A 22,666-nucleotide genomic window follows, 5' to 3' on the forward strand; every position below is an offset into this window, starting at 1 on the left:
GTCGTCACCCCGCTCCGGTGTCCGTGCCGCTCGCCATGGCGTCCGCCGGTTCGGCCGGGCCGGGCTCGACGAAGCTGTACGGCGGCAGCGGCCCGTTGACCCGCACCTCCAGGTGCGGCAGATCCTTGCGGGCCTCTTCCACGGCCGCCAGGAAGCCGTCGGCCGACTTCCGGTCCACCAGGAACGACACGTTGGCCAGCCAGCCGGTGGACTCGGGGCCCACGCTCACGGCCTCGCCGGCCGGTTCCAGCGCGCGCTGGAGTGCGGCGGCGTCCTCGGCCTCCCGGGCCTTGACGGCGGCCGCGACCATCTCGCCGAGCCGGATCTTGTCGTCGTAACTGCCGCCGCCGGCCTGGCGGTTGGCCTCGGCGAGACCGCGGATCTCCGGGTTCTCGGCCATCACCTGGTGCAGTACGGCCTCTTCGACGTGGTTGGCCTTGACGTTGTACTCGACCCGGCCGTCGAGGGCCTGCAGCCGCTCTTTGTAGTGCTCGGCGCGCTCGGCGAGGACCGCGGTGATCGAGTTGTCGTCCGGGGCGACGCTGCCGAACCGCATGGGCAGCACACAGCCGGCCGCGCCCGCCTCGCTGAGCACGTTCTGGTGGGCGAGCAGGTCCTTGCGCTTGGGCCGCAGCCCTTCGGGCGCCTCGCTGACGACGGCCGCCAGGTCGCCCTCGCGCAGGATGCGCACCGGGCGGGGCGGGTCGCCGACACCGCCCATGCCCTCGGGGAGCCCCGGGTGCGAGCTCGCCGCGATGCCGTAGACGTAGGTGCTCACTCCTGCTCCTCCTTCCGGCGGGCGGACGTGCTCTTACGGGCTCGCGGGCGGGACTCGGTCTCCTGCTCGGAGCCTTCGGAACGCGCCTGCTTGAAGGCGTCGGAGATGGTTTCGGCGGCGCCGGACAGCGCCCCCTTGGACTTGCCGCGCGCGCCGGACTCGGTCATCTCCCCGACCAGGTCGGGCAGGCCCGGGTCCTTGCGCGGCCCGGCCTCCAGGTCGAGCCGGTTGCACGCCTCGGCGAAGCGCAGATAGGTGTCGACGCTGGCGACGACGACGCGAACGTCGATCTTGAGGATCTCGATGCCGACCAGGGAGACTCGCACGAATGCGTCGATGACGAGCCCCCTGTCCAGAACAAGTTCAAGCACGTCGTAGAGACCGCTGCTGCCGCCTCCGCCGCCGGTCTGCTGTGCCGGTACGACTGTCATGCCGGATGTCCCTCCTTGTCTGTGGGTGCGGGTCCCGGGCGGCCTAGCGACCGCCGGTCCTTCGCGGGTCGGACCGCCCCCGCTCGTAGCGGCGGACGCGGCGGTACCCCGTGAGCTGTCCCTGGGCGTCGAGCTCCACCTGGTAGCTCGCCATCAGGCTCATCGTGTCGGGCACGCGCTCGAGTTCGAGGACCTCGACCTCCAGCGCCCAGCCCTGCTCGGTCTGCTCGAAGGACGACACGGACTCGGCGGTCATGCCGGTGAGCTCCGCGAGCTGGCCGCGCGCCTGGCGCAGCACCTCCATGGGGCTCGGCCGGTCGTCGGCCGCGTTGTCACTCGGTTTGCGGGAATTCTGAGAGCTCTGGGAGTTCTGGGAGTTCTGTGAACCCTGTGACTCTTGCGTGTTTTTTGTGTTCGACATGGCCACCTCCCCCTCCGTGTGGCCGCAAGCGTGTTCGCCAAACCTCTACGGACGCATGCATCTGCCACCCGCCGGGGGGCGGCGGGCGTGCTTCAGCCGCTCAGCGCGGTCAGCCGGCGCCGGGCCGGTCCCAGGGCCCGGCCGCGGGCCGACAGGCCCGACCAGGGGTTGGTGCGGGCCTGCTCGACGGCGTCGGCGATGGTCCAGCGGCGGGCGTGCAGCTCGGGGTCGTCCAGCTGGTCCCAGGTGATCGGGGTGGCCACGGGCGCGCCCGGCCGGGGCCGGACGGTGTACGGCGCGACGGCGGTCTGCGCGTAGGCGTTGCGCTGCACGTCGAGGTAGAGCCGCTCACCGCGGTCCTTCTTGCGGGCGGCGGTGGTCAGCCGGTCGGGGTGGGCGCCGGCGAGGGTGCCGGCGACGTCGTGGGCGAAAGAGCGCACCTCGTCGAAGTCGTGCCGCCCGTTCAACGGCACGATCACATGCAGCCCGCGCGATCCGGTGGTCATCAGCGCCGAGGGCAGCTCCAGCTCGTCGAGCAGCTCCCCCAGCAGCCGGGCGGCCTCGCGCACGGCGTCGAAGTCGTCCCCCGCCGGGTCGAGGTCGAAGACCAGCCGGTCGGGGTGGTCGACGCTGTCGGCGCGGGACAGCCAGCGGTGCAGCGTGATGCTGGCCTGGTCGGCCAGGTAGAGGAGGGTGGCGGTGTCGTCGCAGACGGCGTGGCGGACGGTGCCGCCCTCCTTGGCCACCTCGACCCGGGTGATCCACTCCGGGTAGTGGTCCGGGGTGTTCTTCTGCATGAACGTGGGCCCGTCGAGCCCGTCCGGGCGCCGCTCCAGCATCAGGGGACGGCCGCGCAGGTGCGGCAGCATGTAGGGCGCGACGGCCCGGTGGTAGTCCACCAGATCGCCCTTGGTGTACTCCTTGGCGTCCCCGCCGGGGAAGAGCACCTTGTCCGGCCGGTGGACCTCCACGGTGCGGCGGCCGGCCCGCACCCTGCGCGTGCCGTCGCCGCCGCTCACGGCACGACCGCCTCCTCCACCAGCAGCCGCCCGGCCGCCGCGATCGACTCGGCGTCGATGCCCGCGGCGTGCAGCTGCTCGTCCGGGGAGGCCGAGCCGGGCATGCTCCGCACGGCGAGCCGCACCAGGCGCGGTACGGGGCGTCCGTCGGCGAAGGCCTCCAGGACGGCGTCGCCGATCCCGCCCTCCGGGTGGTGGTCCTCCACGGTCACCAGGCAGCCGGTCTCCTCGGCGGCCTTGCGCAGGGCGGCCCGGTCGACGGGCTTCACCGAGTACAGGTCGATCACCCGGGCCCGGATGCCCTGGTCGGCGAGGGCGTCGGCGGCGGCCAGCGCCTCGTGCACGGTGACGCCCGCCGCGACCAGGGTCAGCCGGTCCTCGCCGGAGGAGCGCAGCACCTTGCTCCCGCCGACCGGGAAGTCCTCGTCCGGACCGTAGATCACCGGGCTCTCGCCGCGCGAGGTGCGCAGGTAGCGGACGCCCTCCAGACCGGCCATCGCGCCGATGAGCCGCGCGGTCTGGTTGGCGTCGCAGGGGTACAGCACGGTCGAGCCGTGCACCGCCCGCATCATCGCCAGGTCCTCCAGGCCCATCTGGCTCGGTCCGTCCTGGCCGATGGCGACGCCCGCGTGCGAGCCGACGAGGTTGATGCCGGAGCCGCTGACGGACGCCATCCGGATGAAGTCGTAGGCCCGGGTCAGGAAGGCCGCGAAGGTGGCGGCGTACGGCACCCAGCCGCGGGCCGCGAGTCCGACCGCCGAGGCGACCAGCTGCTGCTCGGCGATGTAGCACTCGAAGTAGCGGTCGGGGTGCTCCTTGGCGAAGAACTCGGCGCGGGTGGAGTCGCCGACCTCGCCGTCCAGGGCGACGATGTCCCCGCGGCCGGTGCCGAGGGCGGCGAGGGCCTCGCCGAAGGCGTTGCGGGTGGCGACCTCCTCGCCCTGGTCCCACTTGGGGAGTTCGAAGTTCCCGGTGTGGACGGAGTGCAGCATGCGGGCGGCCGGCGGCTCCTGCACCTGAACGCGGATGTCGCGCGGGCCGCCGAGTTCGGTGATCGCCTCGTCGGCCTCGGGCAGCGGCTTGCCGTGCAGGCCCTCGCGGTCCTGGACCCCTTCGACGCCCTTGCCCTTGAGGGTGCGGGCGAGGATCGCGGTGGGCTGGCCCTTGGTGGACAGGGCCTCGCCGTAGGCGCGGTCGATCGCGTCCACGTCGTGCCCGTCGACCTCGATGGTGTGCCAGTCGAAGGCCTGGAAGCGGCGGGCGTAGGCGTCCAGGTCGTGGCCGTGCCGGGTCGGGCCGCGCTGGCCGAGCCGGTTGACGTCGACGATGACGGTGAGGTTGTCGAGGTGCTCGTAGCCGGCGTGCTCGGCGGCCTCCCACACGGAACCCTCGGCCAGTTCGCTGTCGCCGCACAGCACCCAGGTGCGGTAGCCGGTGCGGTCGAGCCGCTTGCCGGCCAGCGCGATGCCGACCCCGACCGGCAGGCCCTGCCCGAGCGAGCCGGTGGCCGTCTCGACCCACGGCAGGCGCTGCGGCGTGGGGTGCCCTTCCAGGCGGCTGCCCAGCTTGCGGAAGGTGAGCAGTTCCTCGTCGTCGATGGCGCCGGCCGCCTTGTACGCGGAGTACAGCAGCGGGGAGGCGTGGCCCTTGGAGAGGACGAAGCGGTCGTTGCCGGGGTGGGCCGGGCGGTCGAAGTCGTAGCGGAAGTGATGCGCGAGCAGCACGGCCATCAGGTCGGCCGCGGACATGGAGGAGGTCGGGTGCCCGGAGCCCGCCGCGGCGGCGGCGCGGACACTGTCCACGCGCAGCTGCTGTCCGAGGTCGGTGAGTTCACCGGTGTTCATGAGTCTCCTTTCGCGGAGTCGTCCGGGACGTCGGATCGCTTGACAGGACCGGGGGCGGTGTCGGGGCCGGGGGGTGGCTGACCGGGCGGGGGCTGTGGGGTGGGCCCGGGCTGATTCCTGGCGGGCTCACCACCGGGCTGACTCTTGGCGGCTTCACGCCCGGGCTGGTTCTTCGCGGGCTCACCACCGGGCTGATTCCTGGCGGCTTCGCGCCCGGGCTGGTTCCTGGCGGGCTCACCACCGGGCTGATTCCTGGCCGGTTCGCCGCCTGGCTGGTTCCTGGCGGGCTCGCCGCCGGGCTGGTCCTTGGCCGGCTCCCCGCCGGACTGCCCCTTCGCAGGCTCACCCCCGGGCCGGTCCTCGGCAGGCTCGCCGCCAGGCTGATTCCCGGCCGGATCGGCGGGCTCCCCGCCGGAGCGCCCCTTCGCGGGCTCACCACCCGGATGCTTCGCGGACCCGGCCCCGACCGGTCCCTTGGCGGGCTCGTCGGTCGGCCAGTTCCTGGTCGGTCGGCCGCCGGGGCGCCCCTTGGCCAGCTCCTCTTCCGACCGGCGCTGTGCGGTCCCGGATCCGGGCCGGTGCTGGTCGCGCGTCGCCCCGGATCCGGGCTGCCCCTTCGCGGACCCGCCCCCGACCGGTCCCTTGGCGGGCTCGTCGGTCGGCCAGTTCCTGGTCGGTTGGCCGCCGGGGCGCCCCTTGGCCAGCTCCTCTTCCGACCGGCGCTGTGCGGTCCCGGATCCGGGCCGGTGCTGGTTGTGCGTCGCCCCGGATCCGGGCTGCCCCTTCGCGGGCTCTCCTCCGGCCCGGCCCTCCGAGGATCCGGCACCGCTCCCCCCGTCGTGGGTGTCGGCCTCGATCGCCGCCCCGGGCCCCGACCGGGCGCTCGCCTCCTGCCGCCGCTCCGGCCCGCCCGGCACCCGGGCCAGCTCCGGCGAGGACGTGTCCAGCGGCACGGACCAGGACCGGACGAGCCCCAACTGCACGGCCTGGCGCGGCAGTACCGCGTCCAGCAGCCAGTCGGCGGCGACCCGGACGCGGTTGCCGGGCATCGCGGCGAGGTGGTAGCCCCGTGTCACCGCACCCGCCGGCACCCCGGACAGGGGCACGCCGAGCGGATTGGCAGCGGCCTTCGCACCGCCCAGGTCGACGACGAAGCCCAGGTCGCGATGGCGGTAGGGCTTGCGCGCGCCGCCGAGGCCGAGCGAGGCGGCGACGTTCTCCGCCGCGACCTTGCCGTGCCGCCAGGCGTGCTGCGCGGTCATCGGCGTGTAGCTCCCCGGCTTCTCCAGATCCGGCACCGCGGCCACGTCACCGCAGGCGAACAGCTCGGGCCGGCCCGGCACCTGCAGGTGCGGGTCGACGAGCAGCCGCCCCTTCTCCATCGGCAGCCCGAGGGACTCGACCAGCGGGTCGGGCCGTACGCCCACGCACCACACCAGGGTCCGGGTCTCGACGAACTCGCCGTCGGTCAGCACGACCCCGTCGGGCGTGGCCTCCTTCACGGAGGTGCCCATCCGCACGTCCACGCCCCGCTGCCGCAGCACCCGGTCGGCGGTGGTGGACAGCTTCTCGTCCATCTCGGGCAGCACCCGGGGCGCCACGTCCAGCAGCATCCAGCGTGGCCGCATGCCCTGCCGCAGCGGGTGCTTGCGGACCTGCGCGTCGGTGAACATCTGCCCGTGCGCGGCGACCTCCGTGCCGGTGTATCCGGCGCCGACCACGACGAAGGTGCACCGGGCGGCGCAGCTCTTGGGATCGTCGGCGGCGGCCGCCAGCTCCACCTGCCGGGTCACGTGGTCGCGCAGGTACAGCGCCTCCGGCAGCCCCCGGAAGCCGTGCGCGTACTCGGCGACGCCGGGGATCGGCAGCAGCTTGTTGACGCTGCCGGCGGCGAGCACCAGCCGGTCGTAGGCGAGTGTGCCCTCGTCGCCCTCGGGCCCGGTGTAGTGCAGGGTCCGTCCGTCGAGGTCGATCCGGTCGGCCTCGCCCAGCACGAGCCGTACGTCCGGCAGCGTGTCCGAGAGGGAGACCGTGACCCGGCGCGGCTCCAGGACACCGGCCGCGACCTGGGGCAGCAGGGGCAGATACAGGAAATAGTCGGTGGGGTTCAGCAGGGTGATGTGCGCCCGGCCCCGGGTCTCCCGGGACAGGGTGCGGGCCGTGCGGTACCCGGCGAAACCGGCACCGACGATCACGATGCGGGGTCGACTCACGGTTCGCTCGCCTCCGGCGCTGTCGCGTAGCTCGGGAGCCTTCCGCGTCCCCCTGGCCAGGGCACCCAAACGTCCGCCGGGGCCCTCTCGGCCGGACGCCGCCGGTTTCCGGACCCGCGCCCGGGTACCCGGTGCGGGATACGGACCGCCGATGTCGCGGAGGCACTTCCCCATGACCGAGTACGGCTACTTCCTGTCGTGCGAGCAGTACGGCCCCGCCGAGCTGATCGAGCAGGCGCGGATGGCCGAGCAGGCCGGATTCCAGGCGCTGTGGATCTCGGACCACTACCACCCGTGGAACGACGCGCAGGGCCAGAGCCCGTTCGTGTGGTCGGTGATCGGCGCGCTGTCCGAGGCGGTGTCCCTGCCGGTGGAGACGGCGGTGACCTGCCCGACCGTGCGGATGCACCCGGCGGTGGTGGCGCAGGCCGCGGCGACCAGCGCGGTGATGACGGAGAACCGCTTCCGGCTGGGTGTCGGCTCCGGTGAGGCGCTCAACGAGCACATCCTGGGTGACCACTGGCCGCCGGCCCACGTCCGTCTGGACATGCTGGAGGAGGCCATCCAGGTGATGCGCCGGCTGTTCACCGGCGAGGAGGTCAACCACCACGGCCCGCACTACACGGTGGAGAACGCCCGCCTCTACACGGTCCCGGACGAGCCGATCCCGATCGACATCTCCGGCTTCGGCCCGGCGGCCACGCAGCTCGCCTCCCGCGTCGGCGACGGTTACATCACCATCCAGCCGGACGAGGCGATGGTGGAGCAGTACCGCAAGGGCGGAGGCGGCGGAAAGCTCGTCAGCGGCGGTACCAAGGTCTGCTACGACACCGACAAGGAGGAGGCCGTACGGACCGTCCACCGGCTCTGGGCGAACGAGCAGCTGCCCGGCGAGCTGGGCCAGGTGCTGCCCTCCCCGAAGCACTTCGAGCAGGCGCAGCAGCTGGTCACCGAGGACATGGTGCGGGAGAACCGGGTGTGCGGCGACGACGTGGACGAGCACGTGGCCGAGCTGAAGCAGTTCGCCGACGCGGGCTTCGACCGGGTCTACGTCAACCAGATCGGCCCGGACCTGCGCGGCTTCTTCGACTTCTACCGCACGAAGGTGCTGCCGCAGCTCGAGCAGGCCGTCTGAGGGAAGGCCGGGCGATCCGATGGAACTCCACCGTCCCGCCGTGTCCGTGTACACGGTGCCGACGGACGCCCCCGAGGCGGACGGCACGCTGTCCTGGGACTCCACGACCGTGGTGGTCTGCGAGGTGACGGCGGGCGACGCGACCGGCACGGGCTGGACGTACGGCCCGGCGGCGGTCGGTGACTTCCTCACCGCCGAACTCGCCCCGCTGGTCGAGGGCATGAGCGCCCTGGACATCCCGGCGGTGCACGACGCGATGTGCCGGTCGGTGCGCAACGCGGGCCGCCCGGGCATCGCGTCCTGCGCGGTCTCGGCCCTGGACATCGCCCTGTGGGACCTCAAGGCCCGGCTGCTGGAACTCCCCCTGGCCCGGCTGCTGGGGGTGCGGCACGAGCGGGTGCCGGTGTACGGCAGCGGGGGCTTCACGACGTACCACGACACGCATCTGGCCGCGCAGCTGAACGGCTGGGTGCACGGGCAGCACATCCCGCGCGTGAAGATCAAGATCGGTGAGGGGTGGGGCCGCGAGGTGGCCCGCGACCTGCACCGTGTCCGGGCGGCACGCCAGGTCATCGGCCCGGACGCGGAGTTGTACGTCGACGCCAACGGCGCCTACACCCGCAAGCAGGCGGTGCGCGTCGGCCACGCCCTCGCCGAGCACGGCGTGGGCTGGTTCGAGGAGCCGGTGTCCTCGGACGACCTGACAGGCCTGAGGCTGGTCCGGGACGCGGTGGTGAGTGACGTGACGGCCGGGGAGTACGGCTTCGACCTGCCCTCCTTCGCCCGGATGATCACGGCCGGGGCGGTCGACTGCCTCCAGATCGACGCCACCCGCTGCGGCGGCCTGACCGAGTTCCTGCGCGCGGCCGCCCTGGCGCACGCCCACGGCCTGGAGGTCTCCGCGCACTGCGCCCCGCACGCCCACGCGGCTGCGGCCGCCTCACTCCCCAATCTCCGGCACATCGAGTGGTTCCACGACCACGTCCGCATCGAGGACATGTTCTTCGACGGCGCCCTGGACCCCACGGGCGGAACGATCCACCCGACCCAGGGCGTGGGCCACGGACTCACCCTGCGGACGCAGGAGGTGGCGGAGTACCGGGTGGCCTAGTGCTCCGGCATGTCGACGTGCTTTCCGGCATGTCGACGTGCTCCGGCATGTCGACCGAGGTGCGCCTACCGGCGGGCCTGCCCGGCCAGTTTGCGTGCGGCCAGCGCACCCGCCGCCCCCACGGTCAGGGCCGCGCCCATCCGCCGCCGGTTCCGTGAGATCCACTGCTGCGGGCTGACGGGGACGGCCTCGTCGTCGAACCGCCCGTGCGCGCCGAAGTCGCGGCCCCGCCGCCCGTCCGCCGGGGCCCACAGGTTGGCCGGCTCGTCGTGCCGGTCCCCCTCCTGCTGGGACGAGAAGCCCGTGCGCGCCAGATAGCGGTCGAGCAGCCCGGGGGCGACGGCGTTGGCGAGGAGCGTGGCGGCCGTGGAGGCGCCCACCCAGTACTCCCGGCGCTCCGCGTGGGAGGCCGCGTACACGATCGCCCGGGCCGCGACCTCCGGCTGGTACACGGGTGCGACCGGCCGGGCCCGGCCCCGCATGCGGTTCAGCACCCACTCGAACTGGGGGGTGTTGAGGCCCGGCAGCTGCACCATCGTCGTACGCACCCCACTGCGGGTGTGCAGCAGTTCGCAGCGCAGGGACTCGTTGAAGCCCTGGATCGCGTGCTTGGCCCCGCAGTAGGCCGACTGGAGTGGGATGCCCCGGTAGGCGAGTGCGGAGCCGACCTGCACGATCGTGCCGCGGTCGCGCGGCAGCATGTGGCGCAGGGCCGCCCGGGTGCCGAAGACGTAGCCCAGGTAGGTCACTTCGGTCACGCGGCGGAACTCGTCGGGGTCGATCTCCGTGAACGGGGCGAAGACCCCGGTGAAGGCGTTGTTGACCCAGACGTCGATGGGGCCGAACGTGTCGACGACCTGCTGGGCGGCGTCGTCGACGGCCTTCGCGTCGGAGACGTCCACGCTGATGACGAGGGCCTCGCCCCCGGCGCGCCGCACGTCGTCGGCCGCGGCGGCGAGCCCTTCCGTACCGCGGGCCAGCAGGGCGACCCGGTCGCCGCCGGCGGCGAAGGCGCGGGCCGTGGCCCGTCCCACGCCGCCGCTGGCGCCGGTCACCACGACGACGCGGCCGAGCGGTGTCTCTGCCGTGCTCACTTCGGATCACGCCCCACGGGGAGGAACGTCGGGTTCGTCGGTCGGCCGCGGGGGCACCACGCCGGGGGCGGGCCCGCCGGCGGCGCCGGCGACCGGCCCGGCGGCGGGCGGGGCCGGCGGCACGGGCGGCACACCGCCGGGCACTCCGGTGCCCGGTGCGGTGGTGCTCTCGTGTCCCGGCGCCATGCCGGCCGCGTGCGCGGGGCCCGGCGGGGAGGCGGACGGGCGGGCCATGCCGCGCAGCACGTACGCCAGGGCGCCCAGGATCACGGCGGTGATCAGCGCGGCGGCCCAGTCGGGCAGGCCGAGGGCGAGGGCCAGTCCCACGGCGAGCGCGAGGGCCGCGCCCGCGTACAGGGCGAGGGCGCCGGACGCGGCGTACAGCGCGGCCTTGCGGCGCTGCTTGCGCGTCTGCTCGCGCAGTTCGTCCCGGACGGTCTCGCGCGCCACCTGTGCCAGCTCGTCGACCAGATGCTTGTCCAGATGCTCCAGGTGATCCAGCGGCTTCATACCCGGCCGGGTACCCTCGCCCCCTCGCGCGTAACTAGGCTCGTCCCCATGGAGATTCTGGGTGCCACACTGCGCGTCTGCGTCGACGACCTCGAGACCGCGATTCCCTTCTACGAGCGGCTGGCGGGCGGCAGAGCCCAGCGCTTCGAACGGGGCGGTGTCCAGGTGGCGGCGATCGGCTGCTTCCTGCTGATGAGCGGTCCCCCGGCCGAACTGGAGGTGCTGCGCAAGGTGGCCGCCACGATCGCCGTGACGGACGTCGAGGAGACGCACAAGGTGCTGACCGAGCTGGGCGCCCACATCATCGCGGGGCCCATCGCCTCCCCGGCCGGCCGCAACCTGATCGTCCTGCATCCGGACGGGTCGATCTACGAGTACGTGGACCGCCAGGCGTGATCCCGCCGGGGCCGGCTCAGCGCCGCCCCGGCTCCTCGATCATCTCGGTGGTGATCGCCCAGCGCTCGTGGTCGCGCCAGGCTCCGTCGACGAAGAGCATGTTCGGCGAGAAGCCCTCCAGGCGGAAACCGCCTCTGCGGGCCAGGGCGATCGACGCGGCGTTCCGGGGCTGGACGTTGATCTCCAGCCGGTGCAGCCGCATCGGGCCGAACGCGTACCGCACCACGAGGTCCAGCCCTTCGCGCATCAGCCCCCGCCCGGCGGCGTGCGCGAAGGCGCCGTAGCCCAGCGTCCCGCACTGGAAGCCGCCCTCGACGATGTTGTTGATGTTGATGAACCCGGCGATGGACCCGTCGGCCTTCTCGCAGACCAGGAAGCCCGCCTTGGACGGGTCCTCGATCAGCCGGGCCGCGTACGCGGTGTACGCGGGTGCGCTGTCGGGCGGGAAGAGCCAGGGCTGGTGCAGGTCCTTGCTCTCCCGGGCGCGGGCGGTGAACTCGGCACCATCCTCGTAGGTGAAGTGGCGTATGCCCACCCGGGGGCCTTCGGCGAGGTAGCGGGATGCGTTGTGCGGCACCCCGCCACAGTAACCGCGCCGGCGGTGTCCCTTCAGAACCCGGCGACCTCGGAACCCCGGGGACCTCAGGGCCCGGCGACCGGCAGCCGGAGCACGCCGGGCTCGCGCGGTCCGCCGACCACGGTCACCGGCTTGACCCCCCGGTTGCCGAAGTACGCGTCGTCGCTCGCCGCGATCATGAACCGCAGCCGGTGCCCGGTCTCGTACCGGTGCACGATGCCGGGCAGGGTGACGGTGAAGCTCTTCGTCACGTCAGGTACCCGGACAGGTGCGACCAGGCGGCGTACGAGGGTGCGGGCGCCGTCGGGGGCGACGTCGTAGATCTTGGCGAAGAGGACGAGCTTGTCGGCCGCGTCGGCGGAGTTCTGCGTGCGTTCGGCCTTCGGGGAGTGCACCTTGAGTGTGGCCCGGGGCGCGCCGACGACGTCGAGGGGGCGGTCCAGCGGCTCGCTGGTCCAGTCGAGGTAGGTGCCCTTCGTGTCGCGTGGTGGTGAGTCCCGCAGCCCGATGAGCCCGGCCAGCGAGCTCTCCGAATGGCTCGTGGGGATCAGCCAGTTGGTGTAACCGCGCGTGCCGCGGGCCACTTTGCCGCGATTGTCGACGAGTTTGCCGTCGCCGGAGAGGTACAGCGTGCGGTTGAGCGCGGGGAGGTGGTCGGCGGTGGCGTAGGTGCGGTCCGGGTCGGTCACCCAGTCGCGGTAGTAGGCGAAGGCCGGTCCCGTGTCGACGTCCGTCCGCTTGCGCAGGTGGCGGTCGAACCAGGCGAGGACGCGGCGGCCGACGTAGCTGGTCTCCAGGTTGCCCTTCGACAGGTCCAGCTCACCGGCGGCTGCCGGGCCGGTGATGCCGCCACTGTGGCCCCAGGACTGCCAGATCATCTTCACGGGGGTGCCCTGGGCCCGCAGTGTCCGGTACGTCGCCGTGGCCTCGTTGAGGTTGAAGAGGGTGTCGGCCTGCCCCTGGACCAGCAGGGTGGGCGTCTTGACGCGGTGCAGGTAGGACGCCGGGGAGACGCGGTGGGCGAAGGCGAGCAGCTCGGCGGTCCGGTCGGCGGGGTAGCTGCCGGAGTTGAGGGTGTGGACGGTCCGGCAGGCCTGGGTGACGAAGTGCAGGCAGGCCAGGGAGTTGATGCGGGAGGGGTCGAGGCTCGGCTGGAGCAGGGGCTGGCCCTCGCCGATGAGGTAGAAGCCGTTGGTCCACTGCCACTTGAAGACGCCGGGGACGCCGGCGCTGCCGACGGCGTTGTTGGGGTCCAGCGAGTACGCCAGGTCGTTCCAGGTGATCATGGGGACGAGCGCGTCGAGGCGGTGGTCGACGGAGGCCGTGGCGAGCTGGACGGCGCCGCCGTAGGAGCCGCCGATCATGCCGACGCGTGGGTCGCCGGGGGCGTCGAGGGTGACGAAGTCGGCGGTGGTGCCGTCGTCGGCGGCGCGTTTGCCGCCCAGGAAGTCGACGAGCTGCGCGGCGGCGGCGCCGTCGATGTCCGGGTCGTCGAGGGAGACGAGGCAGCCGCTGCGGCCGAAGCCGAGCCCGGAGTAGACGAGGGAGACGTAGCCGCGCTGGGCGAAGGCCTTGCCGATGGTGTCCGTCGAACCGTCCGACTTGCTGCCGCCGAAGCCGTTCGTGCCGAGCACGGCGGGTGCCGGGTGGTCCCGGTCCACGCCCGCGGGACGGTACAGGTCGGCGTCGACCGTGCAGGAGCGGCCGCCGGCCTGGACGGTGAACTTCAGCGGGGTGACGGTGTAGGGGTCGGCCGCGGAGGCGGGTGGGCCGATGGCGAGGGGGGCGGCCAGGGCGGCGCCCAGAGCGAGGGCGAGGGGTGCGCGGGATCTGGGCACGCGTCGGGACACACGGACCTCCACGGTGAGGGGGGACGACAACGGCGACAACCTGCCAACCCGGATACCGACCAGTAGGTACCGGCCGGTAGTCATGGTGTGACACGTGTCAGGGGCCGTCAATCACCGAAACGAGGGTTTCTTGACAGGATTTCAGTAGCGGCGCGCTCAGCTCAGGGCCGGCGCGTCGAACGTCAACCTGCCCGTGCCGGCGTCCAGTTCGGCCGGGACGCCGAGCGGCATCGTCAGCGCGCCCTCGCCGTGCCCGAACCCGAACTCCTCCACGACCGGGACGCCGAGGCCGCCGAGCCGGTCGGCGAGCACCGCGCGCAGCTCCTCGTACGGACCGCACGCCGCCCAGGACCCGAGCACGATCCCCGCCACCCCGTCCAGCCAGCCGGTGCGCAGGAGTTGGGTCAGATACCGGTCGACGCGGTACGGACTCTCGCCCACGTCCTCGATCAGCAGCAGCCCGCCCCGGGAACCGGCGAGGGCGTGCGGGGTGCCGAGGTCGCTCGCGAGGAGGCTGAGGCAGCCGCCGAGTGTGACGCCGCGGGCCCGTCCGGGCACCAGCGCGGTGCCGCCCGGGGACACGGCGGTGACGGTCCGCACGGACTCGGGCTCGAAGAGGGTCGCCCGGAGGTGTTCCTGCGCCCGGGCGTTCTTGAGGAAGTCGACACCGGCCGCCGCCGGGCCGTACAGGGTGGCCAGTCCCAGGCGGGTGGCGAACGCCTGGTGCAGGACGGTGATGTCACTGAACCCGGCGAACACCTTCGGGCCCGCCGCCCGCATCGCCTCCCAGTCGAGCAGGTCCACCATGCGCTGCGCCCCGTACCCGCCCCGGGCGCACAGCACCGCGGCGACGGCCGGGTCGCACCAGGCGTTCTGGAGGTCGGCGGCCCGCTGGGCGTCCGTGCCGGCCAGGTAGTCGAACTCCCGGTGGCGGCCGAGCACATGGGGCGCCACCACGGGGTCGAGGTCCCAGCCGCGCAGGACGTCGAGCCCGGCCTGGAGCCGCTCCTCGGGCACGGGCCCGCTGGGCGCGACGACGGCCACGCGGGCGCCGGGACGGAGTCGGGGCGGTCGCAGCAGAGGTCTCACTTCTCGAGCTCCAGGGTCGGGACGCCGGGCGGGTTCAGTCCGAACACCTGGGCGTACAGGGAGAGTTCGGCTTCGATGGCGCGCACCATGGTCTCCGCCCTCCGGAACCCGTGTCCCTCCCCCTCGAAGGCGAGGTAGGCGTGCGGCACGGGCCGGTCCCCGAGCCGGGCCAGGAACCGCTCGCACTGGACGGGCGGGCAGATCACGTCGTCCAGGCCCTGGAGGAGCAGGAACGGCACGTGGAGGCGGTCGGCGTGGGTGGCGGGCGAGCGCTCCGTGTAGCGCGCGGGCACGTCGGCGAGCGGCCCGATCAGGCTCTCCAGGTAGTGGGACTCGAAGTCGTGGGTCTCGCCCGTGCCCCAGCCGGTGAGGTCGAGGATGGGGTACTTGATCGTGCCGCAGGCGTAGACGTCGGTCGTGGTGAGGGAGGCGGCGGCGGTCCAGCCGCCCGCGCTGCCGCCCCGGACGGCGAGCCGGTCGCGGTCGGCGGTGCCCTCGTCGGCGAGGCCCAGGGCGACGGCGGCACAGTCCTCGACGTCGACCACGCCCCACTGCTCGCGCAGCCGTTCGCGGTAGGCGCGGCCGTAGCCGGTGGAACCGCCGTAATCGACCTCGGCGACGCCGATGCCGCGCGAGGTGAAGTACGCGATCTCCAGGTCGAGCACGAGCGGCGCGCGTCCGGTGGGCCCGCCGTGCGCCCAGACGACGTACGGCGGCAGCTCGTCGGCGGGCGCGACGCAGCCGGGGTGGTGCGGCGGGTAGATGTGGGCGTGGATGTCGCGTCCGTCGGGGCCGGTGAAGGTGCGGATCTGCGGCTCGGGGTAGTACGCGGGGTCCACGGCGTCGTCGTGCTCGGCGCCGATGACCCGGGCGTGGCCCGTGCGGGCGTCCAGCTCGACGACTTCATGGGCGCTGCGCGGGCTGGCGCCCACGGCGACGACGCGCTCGCCGTGCGCCGCGAGGGTGGCGGCGAACTCGGTCCAGGGTCCGGCCGCATCGACGACCTCACCGGTCTCGGGGTCCAGGATGCCGAGGGCGGTGGCGCCCCGGCCGTGGACGACGGCGATCAGGCCGCTGTCGAGCGGCGCGAACCACCGCATGCCGAGTTTCCACAGCGCCCCGGCGAACTCCTCCTCGCGCGGGCACAGGGGTTCACCGTCGAGGTAGAGGTTCCACCACCCGCTGCGGTCGCTCGCGTGCAGCAGGCGGCCGTCGTGGGTGAAGTCGGCCTGCGCGATGGACTCGCCGGGCCCGCCTGCGACGGTCCGGGCGCCGTGCAGGGTGCCGTCGGGGCCGACGTCGGCGAGGAGCAGGTGGGTGCCGTCCCACGGCATGCGCGGATGGTCCCAGGCGAGCCAGGCCGCCCGCCGCCCGTCGGGCGACAACCGCGCTCCGGTCACGAACCGGTGCCGGTCGTCGGTGAGTTCCCGCACGGCGTCCCGGTCCCGGGCGGCGGAGCCGTCCAGCGGTACGGCGGCCAGGACGCGGCGCACGTCGCCGGGCCCGGCGCCGGTGAACTCCTCCAGCACGCACCACACCTCACCCTGCTCGGGCCGCAGTTGCGGCTCCGCCCAGCGCAGGCCCGCGCCCACGTCGGACACGGGCGTGAGCGGACGCGGCTCGCCGCCCGGCTCGTACCGGTACAGCCGCTGGTCGGCGAAGTTCACGAAGACCACCAGCGGGCCGTTCTCCTGCGGGAGTGCGGCCCACGGATGTCCGCCGTACTCGATGACCCGGCTGCGCACGTTCCACGGCGCGGGCAGCAGCGACTCCTCCCGGCCGTCGGCGTGCCGCCGCACCAGGGTGCGCCGCCCCGCCTCGGCGGGGCGCGGTTCGGTCCACCACACCTCGTCGCCGACGAACCCCACGTACTCCGGGTGCCCGTCGTGCGCGGCGGCCAGGGCCGCGTCGATGGGCGAGGGCCACGACCCGTACGCCAGTGTCCGCACCGTCTCCCCCGCTCGCCTAGGCCGTCCGCAGGAACCGGTCGAGCACGCGGACACCGAAGTGCAGCGCCTCGACGGGGACCCGCTCGTCGACGCCGTGGAACATGGCCCAGTAGTCGTAGCCCTCCGGCAGCTTCAGCGGTGTGAAGCCGTAGCCGGTGATGCCGAGGCGGGAGAACTGCTTGGCGTCCGTCCCACCGGGCATGCAGAACGGCACCACGTGCCCCTCCGGGGCGAACTCCTCGACGGCGGCCCGCATCCGGGCGAACGTCACCGAGTCGACCGGCGCCTGGAGGGCCACCTCGTGGTGGTGGAACTCCCACTCCACGTCCGGCCCGGTGAGCCGGTCGAGGGTGTCGCGGAACTCGTCCTCCCCGCCCGGCAGATACCGGCCGTCCACGTGCGCCACGGCCTCACCTGGAATCACGTTGATCTTGTAACCGGCGTCCAGCATGGTCGGGTTGGCGCTGTTGCGGATGGTCGACTCGACGAGTTGGGCGGCCGGCCCGAGCTTGTCGAGCAGCCGGTCCACGTCGGTCAGATCGGGCTCGATGCCGTACAGGGCGGCGAGTTCGGTGAGCGCGGCGCGCACGGTCGGGGTCAGCCGCGGCGGCCACTCGTGCTCGCCGATCCGGGTGATCGCGGCCGCGAGCCGGGTGACCGCGTTGGTCTTGTTCACCTTGGAGCCGTGCCCGGCCCGGCCGCGCGCGGTGAGCTTCAGCCAGGCGGTGCCCCGCTCACCGGCCGAGAGGGGGTAGATCTGCCGTCCGGAGCCGTCGTGGAAAGTGAAGGCGCCCGCCTCGCTGACGCCTTCTGTGCACCCCTCGAACAGCGCGGCGTGTTCGTCGGCGAGGAATCCGGAGCCGTCCTCGGCGCTGGCCTCCTCGTCCGCGGTGAACGCGATGACGATGTCCCGCCGGGGCCGGACGCCCTGGCGCGCCCAGGCACGCACCACGGCCAGGATCATCGCGTCCATGTTCTTCATGTCGACGGCGCCGCGTCCCCAGACGACCCCGTCGCGGATCTCCCCGGAGAACGGGTGCACGCTCCAGTCGGCGGCCGCGGCGGGTACGACGTCCAGATGGCCGTGGAGCAGCAGCGCGTCGGCCGAGGGGTCGGTGCCCTCGATGCGGGCGACGACGTTGGTGCGGCCCTTGGTGCGCTCCAGGAGCGTCGGCTCGATGCCGGCCTCGGCGAGCCGCGCGGCGGCGTACTCGGCGGCGGGCCGCTCCTGGCAGTCGCCCCCGCCCCGGTTGGTGGTGTCGATCCGGATCAGGTCGGACGTGAACGTCACGACCTCGTCCAGCGCCTGCCGGTCCGCCTGCTCAGCCATACTGCTCCTCCACCGCGGCCGAGACGATCGTGGTGACCGCCTTGAAGGCGCGGATGCCCTCGTACATGGTCTCGCTCGTGTAGGCCACCTTCCGCTCCCCGATCCGGTCCACACCCGGCACGACGGTGGCGGCCATGGCCAGGTGCTCGGCGTCGAACTCCACGGCGACGGTGAAGGGGCCGCCGCGCACGGGTTCGTGACGCACCGCCAGCGACGCCGCCTCCTTGGCCGCCGCCCGGATCTCCGCCCCGGTCCTGGCGGGCGTACGGCACACCGCCGCGTACCGCGAGACGTGGTCCTTCACGGCGACCTTGAGCGCCTCGGGCGCGTACCCGAGCGCGTCCTCGCAGGCGACGTCGTCCCCGGTGACCAGCACGACCGGCACCCCGAACTCCGCGACGACATGGGCGTTGAGCAGCCCCTCGCTGGCGGGTACGTCGTTCAGCCACACGCCGGTGATCTGGTTCGCGAGGTAGGTGTGGGCGAGGACGCCCTCCATGCCGGCGCCCGCGTGGTAGCCGACGAAGGCGATGCCGTCCACGTCGCCGTGCTGCACGCCCTCCACCATGGACAGCGCCTTGTGCCGCCCGGTGAGCAGCTGGGCCCGTTCGTCCAGTTGTTCCAGCAGCAGGTTGCGCATGGTCGCGTGCGCCTCGTTGATGACGACCTCGTCGGCGCCGCCGTCGTAGAAGCCGAGCACGGCGGCGTTGACGTCCGAGGTGAACAGCGAGCGGCAGCGCTCCCACTGCGAGGCGCCCGGCAGCACGTCGTCGGGCCAGGTGACCCCGGTGGCGCCCTCCATGTCGGCGCTGATGAGGATTCTCATGACGAGCCGTCCCCCCGGATGGAGATTTTCATGGTTCGTCACGTTACGCGCTGCGGGCGGAACCGGCTACGACATGTCACCACCGTATCCGCAGGTCGGTGATGAACGCGGTGAGCCGGTCGGCGAGCAGCCGGTTGTCGCGGGCCGAGTAGTGCCAGTGGCAGCCGAGGAGATCCAGGCCCGTGTCGTCGAGGCGCCAGTAGCGGACCCGGCGGTCGCCGGCGGCGGTGCGTTCCTGGACGACCTGCTCGACATGTCCGGCGAACGACCCTGCGCCGACGGCCACCACGGTGGTCCCGGCTCCGTAGCGCGCCCGCAGCTTCTGCAGGAAGCCGCTGTAGGCGCTGCGGTAGGCGGCGGCGAGGCTCTCCTCCGTCCACGGCTCGCCCGGGTTGACGGGCGTCGAGAAGTCGTTGGTGCCCAGGTGGACCACCACGAGCTTCGGCCGCCAGGTGCCCGGGTTCTGCCAGACGTCGCCGGGCGCGTTCAGCAGCGCGCGGTCGTAGAAGGTGCGGTAGTTCACCTCCGGCGTGCCGCCGTTGTAGTTGCGGACCATGCCCAGGCCGGAATACGCGTTGACCTGGTAGTCGGCGCGCAGCCGCCGGGCGGTGAGGGCGCCGTAGCTCACGTCGGCGTTCGTGGTGCGGGCGACCTGCTCGCCGGTGCAGTCGCGGGAGGTCGAGAGGTTGCCGTAGCCCGCCGTGAGGGAGTCGCCGACGAACTCGATCTGGCGGCTGCGCGCGGCCGGCCTGGTGAGGACGGCGCCGCCCGGCGCGGCGACGAAGCCGCCGAACGAGCTGGTGCTCCAGGGGGTGTCGTTGCGCTTGACGAGCCGGACGGTGTGCACGCCGTTGCGCAGACCCTTGATCCAGTGGGTGGTCCTGCCCGGCGTGACGAGGGTCGCGACGGTGGCCCCGTCGATCTGGACGTCGTAGTCGGCGGCCGGGTCGTCGAGCACGACGCCCACGCCGGTGCCGCGGAACCGGCCCTCGAAGTACACGCCGGGCCAGCTGTACTGGAGTACGTCCCCGGCGTCCTTGACCCGCCCGGCGGTGTGCACGCTCGCCCGCACGCCGTCCTGGTCCGGCGGGGCGGCGGTGGCGACAGCGGTCGGGCCGGCCAGCACCATCGCCGCCGTCGACGCGACCAGCGTCCGTAACCAGGGCATCGGCATGACTGTCCTCCAGGGGACGAGGCAGGGTGCACGGATCGGGGCGACATGACCGTACATCGACAAAATCCCCGCCCACCAGACCGCGTCGGGCTCAGCTCCGCAGCCGGTCGAAGCCGAAGGGCACGAGGGCCTCGGGCCGCCGCCCGGTGGCGATGTACTGGGCGAGTCGGTGCCCGGTGACCGGGCCCAGGGTGACCCCGAGCATGCCGTGGCCGGTGGCCGCGAAGGCGTTGTCGTGCCCGGGGACGCGGTCGATCACCGGGAGTCCGTCGGGGAGGAACGGGCGCCCGCCGACCCAGGGGTCCCGGATCAGGCCGACCAGGTCGTCCGGGTCGTCGAACCAGCGGCCCAGGTAGTGCCGGCTCGCGAGGGCGACCGCGACGATACGGCGCCAGTCGAGACGGTTGTTGTTGCCGCTGAGTTCCATCGTGCCGCCGATCCGCGTGGTGCCGCCGATCGGTGAGGCGACGGCCCGGCGCTCGCCGAAGTACAGCGTGTGCCGGGGCGCCGGATCCAGGTCCACGGAGAAGCTGTAGCCCTTGCCCGCCTGGAGGGGCAGACGGTGCCCCAGGAGCCCGAGCAGGTCCGGCGAGCGCATCCCGGCGGCGACGACGACCGCCGAACAGGGCAGTTCGGTGTCGGCGGTGCGCAGCGCGGTGACCCGGCCGCCCGCCGTCCGGAACCCGGTGACCTCGGCGTTCTCGTGGATCTTCACACCCGCGCCGGCCAGCGCCTCGCCGAGGGCACGCGCGAACGCCTCCGGGTCGACGACCCCCTCCCCCGCCACGAGGTAGGCCGCGCGCACGGCCGGTGACAGGGCCTCGTCCAGCAGGTGCGCCTCGGTGCCCGTGACGATGTCGTCGGGCACGGGGTAGTGCCCGTCCGCCATCTCCCGCTGGACCGCGAGGTGGTGCCGAGCCTCGGCCGGTGACAGGAAGGCGTGCACCATCCCGGGCCGGGTCAGCGTCGTGTCCACCCCGGCCTCGCGCATGCCGTCGAACAGGCCGAAGGTCTCGCGGTTCAGCTCGGCGACCGCCGCGTAGCCGCGCTTGAAGACGGCCGGGGTGCTGCTGCGCCAGAACCGCCACAGCCACCGTACGAACGCCGGGTCCGGAAGTGGCCGCAGGTAGAGCGGGGAGTCCGGGCGGCCCAGCGAGCGCAGGGCGTAGCGCACCACGCCCGGGGCCGGCACCGGCGTCGAGTGGCTGAGGCAGACCCAGCCGGCGTTGCCCCGGGACGCCCCGGAGCCGAGCCGACGCCGCTCGACCACCTCTACCGGCAGCCCGGCGGTGGCCAGGTAGTAGGCCGTGCACAGCCCCACGACACCGCCGCCCACGACGACGACCGGGTCCGCGGTACCCGACACGGCGCTCATGCGGGGTTCCCGTACGACGCGAGGAACTCCCTGGTGCGGGCCTCGGCGGGAGTGTCCAGGACGTCCTCGGGCCGGCCCTCCTCCACGATCCGGCCGCCGTCGACGAACACGACGTGGTCGGCCACCTCCCGGGCGAAGGGCAGTTCGTGGGTGACGAGCAGCATCGTCATCCCGTCGGCGGCCAGTTCGCGCATCACGCTCAGCACCTCCCGCGTCGCCTCGGGGTCCAGGGAGGAGGTGGGCTCGTCGAAGAGCAGCACCTCGGGCCTGAGGGCGAGGGCCCGCGCGATGGCGACGCGCTGCTGCTCGCCGCCGGAGAGCTGCTCGGGCTGGGCGAGGGCGCGGTGGGCCACCCCGACCCGGCGCAGCAGTGCCACGGCCCGTTCCAGGGCCTGCGCTTCGGGCACTCCCGCCTTGCGCTGCGCGAGCACCACGTTCTCCACGGCGGTCAGGTGCGGGAACAGGTGGAACCGCTGGAAGACCATGCCGACCGTGCGGCGCAGCCGGGGCAGGTCGCGGCAGACCATGCGGCCGCCCTCGTGGACGACCTCACCGGCGACTTCGACGGTGCCTTGGTCCGGGCGTTCCAGCAGGTTCACGCAGCGCATCAGGGTCGTCTTCCCGCCCCCGCTCTGCCCGATGACGCTGACGATGCTGCCCCGGCCCACCTCCAGGTTCACCCGGTCGAGCACGAGCCGGCCGTCGAAGGACTTGCACAGCCCCTCGATCCGTATGACGGCCTGGGAGGAGGCCCGGGCGGCGGGCGTCGCCGCGGCCACTGACTCGGTCATGCGGAAACCTCCTTCACGGGAACGGCGGCGGCCGGCTCGGTGGCCAACAGGGCACGGGCCGCCCGCAGGCGCCGCCGTCGCCACGGCGACAGGGGCACTCCCGACCGGACCTTGCGCTCCAGGAGCAGCAGCAGCTGGGACAGCGGGTAGCAGAGGGCGAAGTAGATCGCCGCGATGACCAGGTACACCTCCAGGGCCCGGAAGGTGGCCGAGGTGATGAGCCGCCCCTCGGACATCAGCTCCGCGGCGGAGACGGTGACCAGCAGCGAGGTGGACTTGAGCAGGTCGACGAGCATGGTGTTGGTGCCGGGCAGGGCCAGGCGCAGGGCCTGCGGCAGCACGATGTGGCCGAAGATGCCGGTCCTGCCGACACCCAGCGCCTCGCCGGCCTCGGTCTGCCCGGCGTGCACGCCGCTGATCGCGGCGCGGAAGATCTCGGACAGGTAGGCGGCGTAGAAGACGATCAGGCTGAGGCAGCCGGCCGTGAAGACGTCCAGCCGGATTCCGGCCGAGGCGAGGCCGAAGTAGGTCAGGAAGATGATGGCGAGCAGCGGGATGTTCTTGAACACCTCGGTGTAGACGGCGGCGAGGGCGCGCGCCGGCCAGGCCTTGCTGAGCCGGAGCAGCGCCACGGCCAGGCCGAGCAGTACCGCACCCGCGAAGCTGACGACCGTGTAGGACACGGTGCGCCCGAGCGCGGAGATCAGATCGGGCCGGTAGTCGGACCAGGGCACCTCGAAGAGACCGGACATG

Annotated in this window: 21 protein-coding genes; 3 read left to right on the forward strand and 18 right to left on the reverse strand. The window is 73.1% G+C overall.

Translation table 11 applies throughout. The features are described from left to right. Nucleotides 1-4 precede the first annotated feature (4 nt). The 6 genes from ACZ3I3_RS35645 to ACZ3I3_RS35670 form a co-directional block, all read right to left on the reverse strand. Nucleotides 5-778, reverse strand: a complete 774-nt coding sequence (locus tag ACZ3I3_RS35645; RefSeq protein ID WP_467371940.1) for a GvpL/GvpF family gas vesicle protein — start codon at nucleotides 776-778, stop codon at nucleotides 5-7. Further along, nucleotides 775-1,209 carry a gas vesicle structural protein GvpA gene (locus ACZ3I3_RS35650; RefSeq protein WP_010038714.1) on the reverse strand — a complete coding sequence of 145 codons (435 nt, stop codon included), beginning with the start codon at nucleotides 1,207-1,209 and terminating at the stop codon, nucleotides 775-777. Before ACZ3I3_RS35650 ends, ACZ3I3_RS35645 begins: the two co-directional genes overlap by 4 nt. Before the next feature lie 43 nt (nucleotides 1,210-1,252). Further along, the gene (locus tag ACZ3I3_RS35655) at nucleotides 1,253-1,630 is read right to left on the reverse strand and encodes a gas vesicle protein GvpO (RefSeq protein ID WP_467371942.1); all 378 of its coding nucleotides are present in this window, start codon (nucleotides 1,628-1,630) and stop codon (nucleotides 1,253-1,255) included. Between the two features lie 92 nt (nucleotides 1,631-1,722). After that, nucleotides 1,723-2,649: a non-homologous end-joining DNA ligase gene (gene ligD / locus ACZ3I3_RS35660; RefSeq protein ID WP_467371944.1), complete on the reverse strand. Its 927-nt coding sequence runs from the start codon at nucleotides 2,647-2,649 to the stop codon at nucleotides 1,723-1,725. Beyond that, a complete protein-coding gene (locus tag ACZ3I3_RS35665; protein ID WP_467371946.1) occupies nucleotides 2,646-4,493 on the reverse strand; it encodes a transketolase in 1,848 nt (615 codons plus the stop codon). The genes ligD and ACZ3I3_RS35665 overlap by 4 nt, the downstream gene beginning before the upstream one ends. Continuing rightward, nucleotides 4,490-6,706, reverse strand: a complete 2,217-nt coding sequence (locus ACZ3I3_RS35670; protein WP_467371948.1) for an NAD(P)/FAD-dependent oxidoreductase — start codon at nucleotides 6,704-6,706, stop codon at nucleotides 4,490-4,492. The genes ACZ3I3_RS35665 and ACZ3I3_RS35670 overlap by 4 nt, the downstream gene beginning before the upstream one ends. Nucleotides 6,707-6,878: 172 nt before the next feature. On the opposite strand from ACZ3I3_RS35670, the gene ACZ3I3_RS35675 reads away from it, so the two are divergent. Together ACZ3I3_RS35675 and ACZ3I3_RS35680 are read left to right on the forward strand one after the other, a co-directional pair. Further along, the gene (locus ACZ3I3_RS35675) at nucleotides 6,879-7,841 is read left to right on the forward strand and encodes an LLM class F420-dependent oxidoreductase (protein ID WP_467372029.1); all 963 of its coding nucleotides are present in this window, start codon (nucleotides 6,879-6,881) and stop codon (nucleotides 7,839-7,841) included. 19 nt (nucleotides 7,842-7,860) lie between these two features. Beyond that, nucleotides 7,861-8,952 (forward strand): enolase C-terminal domain-like protein, encoded by a 1,092-nt coding sequence (locus ACZ3I3_RS35680; RefSeq protein ID WP_467371950.1) that lies wholly within the window; start codon nucleotides 7,861-7,863, stop codon nucleotides 8,950-8,952. A gap of 65 nt (nucleotides 8,953-9,017) precedes the next feature. On the opposite strand, the gene ACZ3I3_RS35685 is transcribed toward ACZ3I3_RS35680, so the two are convergent. Both ACZ3I3_RS35685 and ACZ3I3_RS35690 read right to left on the reverse strand, forming a co-directional pair. Further along, entirely contained in the window at nucleotides 9,018-10,046 is a 1,029-nt protein-coding gene (locus tag ACZ3I3_RS35685) for an SDR family oxidoreductase (protein WP_467371952.1), read from the reverse strand. A 6-nt stretch (nucleotides 10,047-10,052) separates the two neighbouring features. Further along, nucleotides 10,053-10,556: a phage holin family protein gene (locus ACZ3I3_RS35690; protein ID WP_467371954.1), complete on the reverse strand. Its 504-nt coding sequence runs from the start codon at nucleotides 10,554-10,556 to the stop codon at nucleotides 10,053-10,055. A gap of 48 nt (nucleotides 10,557-10,604) precedes the next feature. Between ACZ3I3_RS35690 and ACZ3I3_RS35695 the strand changes: the two genes are divergently transcribed. Next, nucleotides 10,605-10,952: a VOC family protein gene (locus tag ACZ3I3_RS35695; protein ID WP_466096755.1), complete on the forward strand. Its 348-nt coding sequence runs from the start codon at nucleotides 10,605-10,607 to the stop codon at nucleotides 10,950-10,952. 16 nt (nucleotides 10,953-10,968) lie between these two features. Here ACZ3I3_RS35695 and ACZ3I3_RS35700 read toward each other — a convergent pair whose 3' ends face one another. The 10 genes from ACZ3I3_RS35700 to ACZ3I3_RS35745 form a co-directional block, all read right to left on the reverse strand. Then, nucleotides 10,969-11,529, reverse strand: coding sequence for a GNAT family N-acetyltransferase (locus tag ACZ3I3_RS35700; RefSeq protein ID WP_467371956.1), 561 nt, complete (start codon nucleotides 11,527-11,529; stop codon nucleotides 10,969-10,971). A 65-nt stretch (nucleotides 11,530-11,594) separates the two neighbouring features. Further along, a complete protein-coding gene (locus ACZ3I3_RS35705) occupies nucleotides 11,595-13,379 on the reverse strand; it encodes a CocE/NonD family hydrolase (RefSeq protein ID WP_467371958.1) in 1,785 nt (594 codons plus the stop codon). A 156-nt stretch (nucleotides 13,380-13,535) separates the two neighbouring features. After that, nucleotides 13,536-14,468, reverse strand: a complete 933-nt coding sequence (locus ACZ3I3_RS35710) for a S66 peptidase family protein (RefSeq protein ID WP_467371960.1) — start codon at nucleotides 14,466-14,468, stop codon at nucleotides 13,536-13,538. Continuing rightward, nucleotides 14,465-16,417 carry a S9 family peptidase gene (locus ACZ3I3_RS35715; RefSeq protein ID WP_467371962.1) on the reverse strand — a complete coding sequence of 651 codons (1,953 nt, stop codon included), beginning with the start codon at nucleotides 16,415-16,417 and terminating at the stop codon, nucleotides 14,465-14,467. Before ACZ3I3_RS35715 ends, ACZ3I3_RS35710 begins: the two co-directional genes overlap by 4 nt. Nucleotides 16,418-16,433: 16 nt before the next feature. Next, the gene (locus ACZ3I3_RS35720; RefSeq protein ID WP_467371964.1) at nucleotides 16,434-17,747 is read right to left on the reverse strand and encodes a M20/M25/M40 family metallo-hydrolase; all 1,314 of its coding nucleotides are present in this window, start codon (nucleotides 17,745-17,747) and stop codon (nucleotides 16,434-16,436) included. Continuing rightward, nucleotides 17,740-18,573 carry a M55 family metallopeptidase gene (locus ACZ3I3_RS35725; RefSeq protein ID WP_467371966.1) on the reverse strand — a complete coding sequence of 278 codons (834 nt, stop codon included), beginning with the start codon at nucleotides 18,571-18,573 and terminating at the stop codon, nucleotides 17,740-17,742. Before ACZ3I3_RS35725 ends, ACZ3I3_RS35720 begins: the two co-directional genes overlap by 8 nt. A 76-nt stretch (nucleotides 18,574-18,649) precedes the next feature. Beyond that, nucleotides 18,650-19,741: an SGNH/GDSL hydrolase family protein gene (locus ACZ3I3_RS35730; protein WP_467371968.1), complete on the reverse strand. Its 1,092-nt coding sequence runs from the start codon at nucleotides 19,739-19,741 to the stop codon at nucleotides 18,650-18,652. Nucleotides 19,742-19,838: 97 nt separating this feature from the next. Beyond that, nucleotides 19,839-21,122 (reverse strand): NAD(P)/FAD-dependent oxidoreductase, encoded by a 1,284-nt coding sequence (locus ACZ3I3_RS35735; protein WP_467371970.1) that lies wholly within the window; start codon nucleotides 21,120-21,122, stop codon nucleotides 19,839-19,841. Then, a complete protein-coding gene (locus ACZ3I3_RS35740; RefSeq protein WP_467371972.1) occupies nucleotides 21,119-21,913 on the reverse strand; it encodes an amino acid ABC transporter ATP-binding protein in 795 nt (264 codons plus the stop codon). The genes ACZ3I3_RS35735 and ACZ3I3_RS35740 overlap by 4 nt, the downstream gene beginning before the upstream one ends. Continuing rightward, nucleotides 21,910-22,665: an amino acid ABC transporter permease gene (locus tag ACZ3I3_RS35745; protein ID WP_467371974.1), complete on the reverse strand. Its 756-nt coding sequence runs from the start codon at nucleotides 22,663-22,665 to the stop codon at nucleotides 21,910-21,912. The genes ACZ3I3_RS35740 and ACZ3I3_RS35745 overlap by 4 nt, the downstream gene beginning before the upstream one ends. Between the last annotated feature and the right edge of the window lies 1 nt (nucleotide 22,666).

The sequence above is a fragment of the Streptomyces sp. NPDC016851 genome (assembly GCF_055562795.1).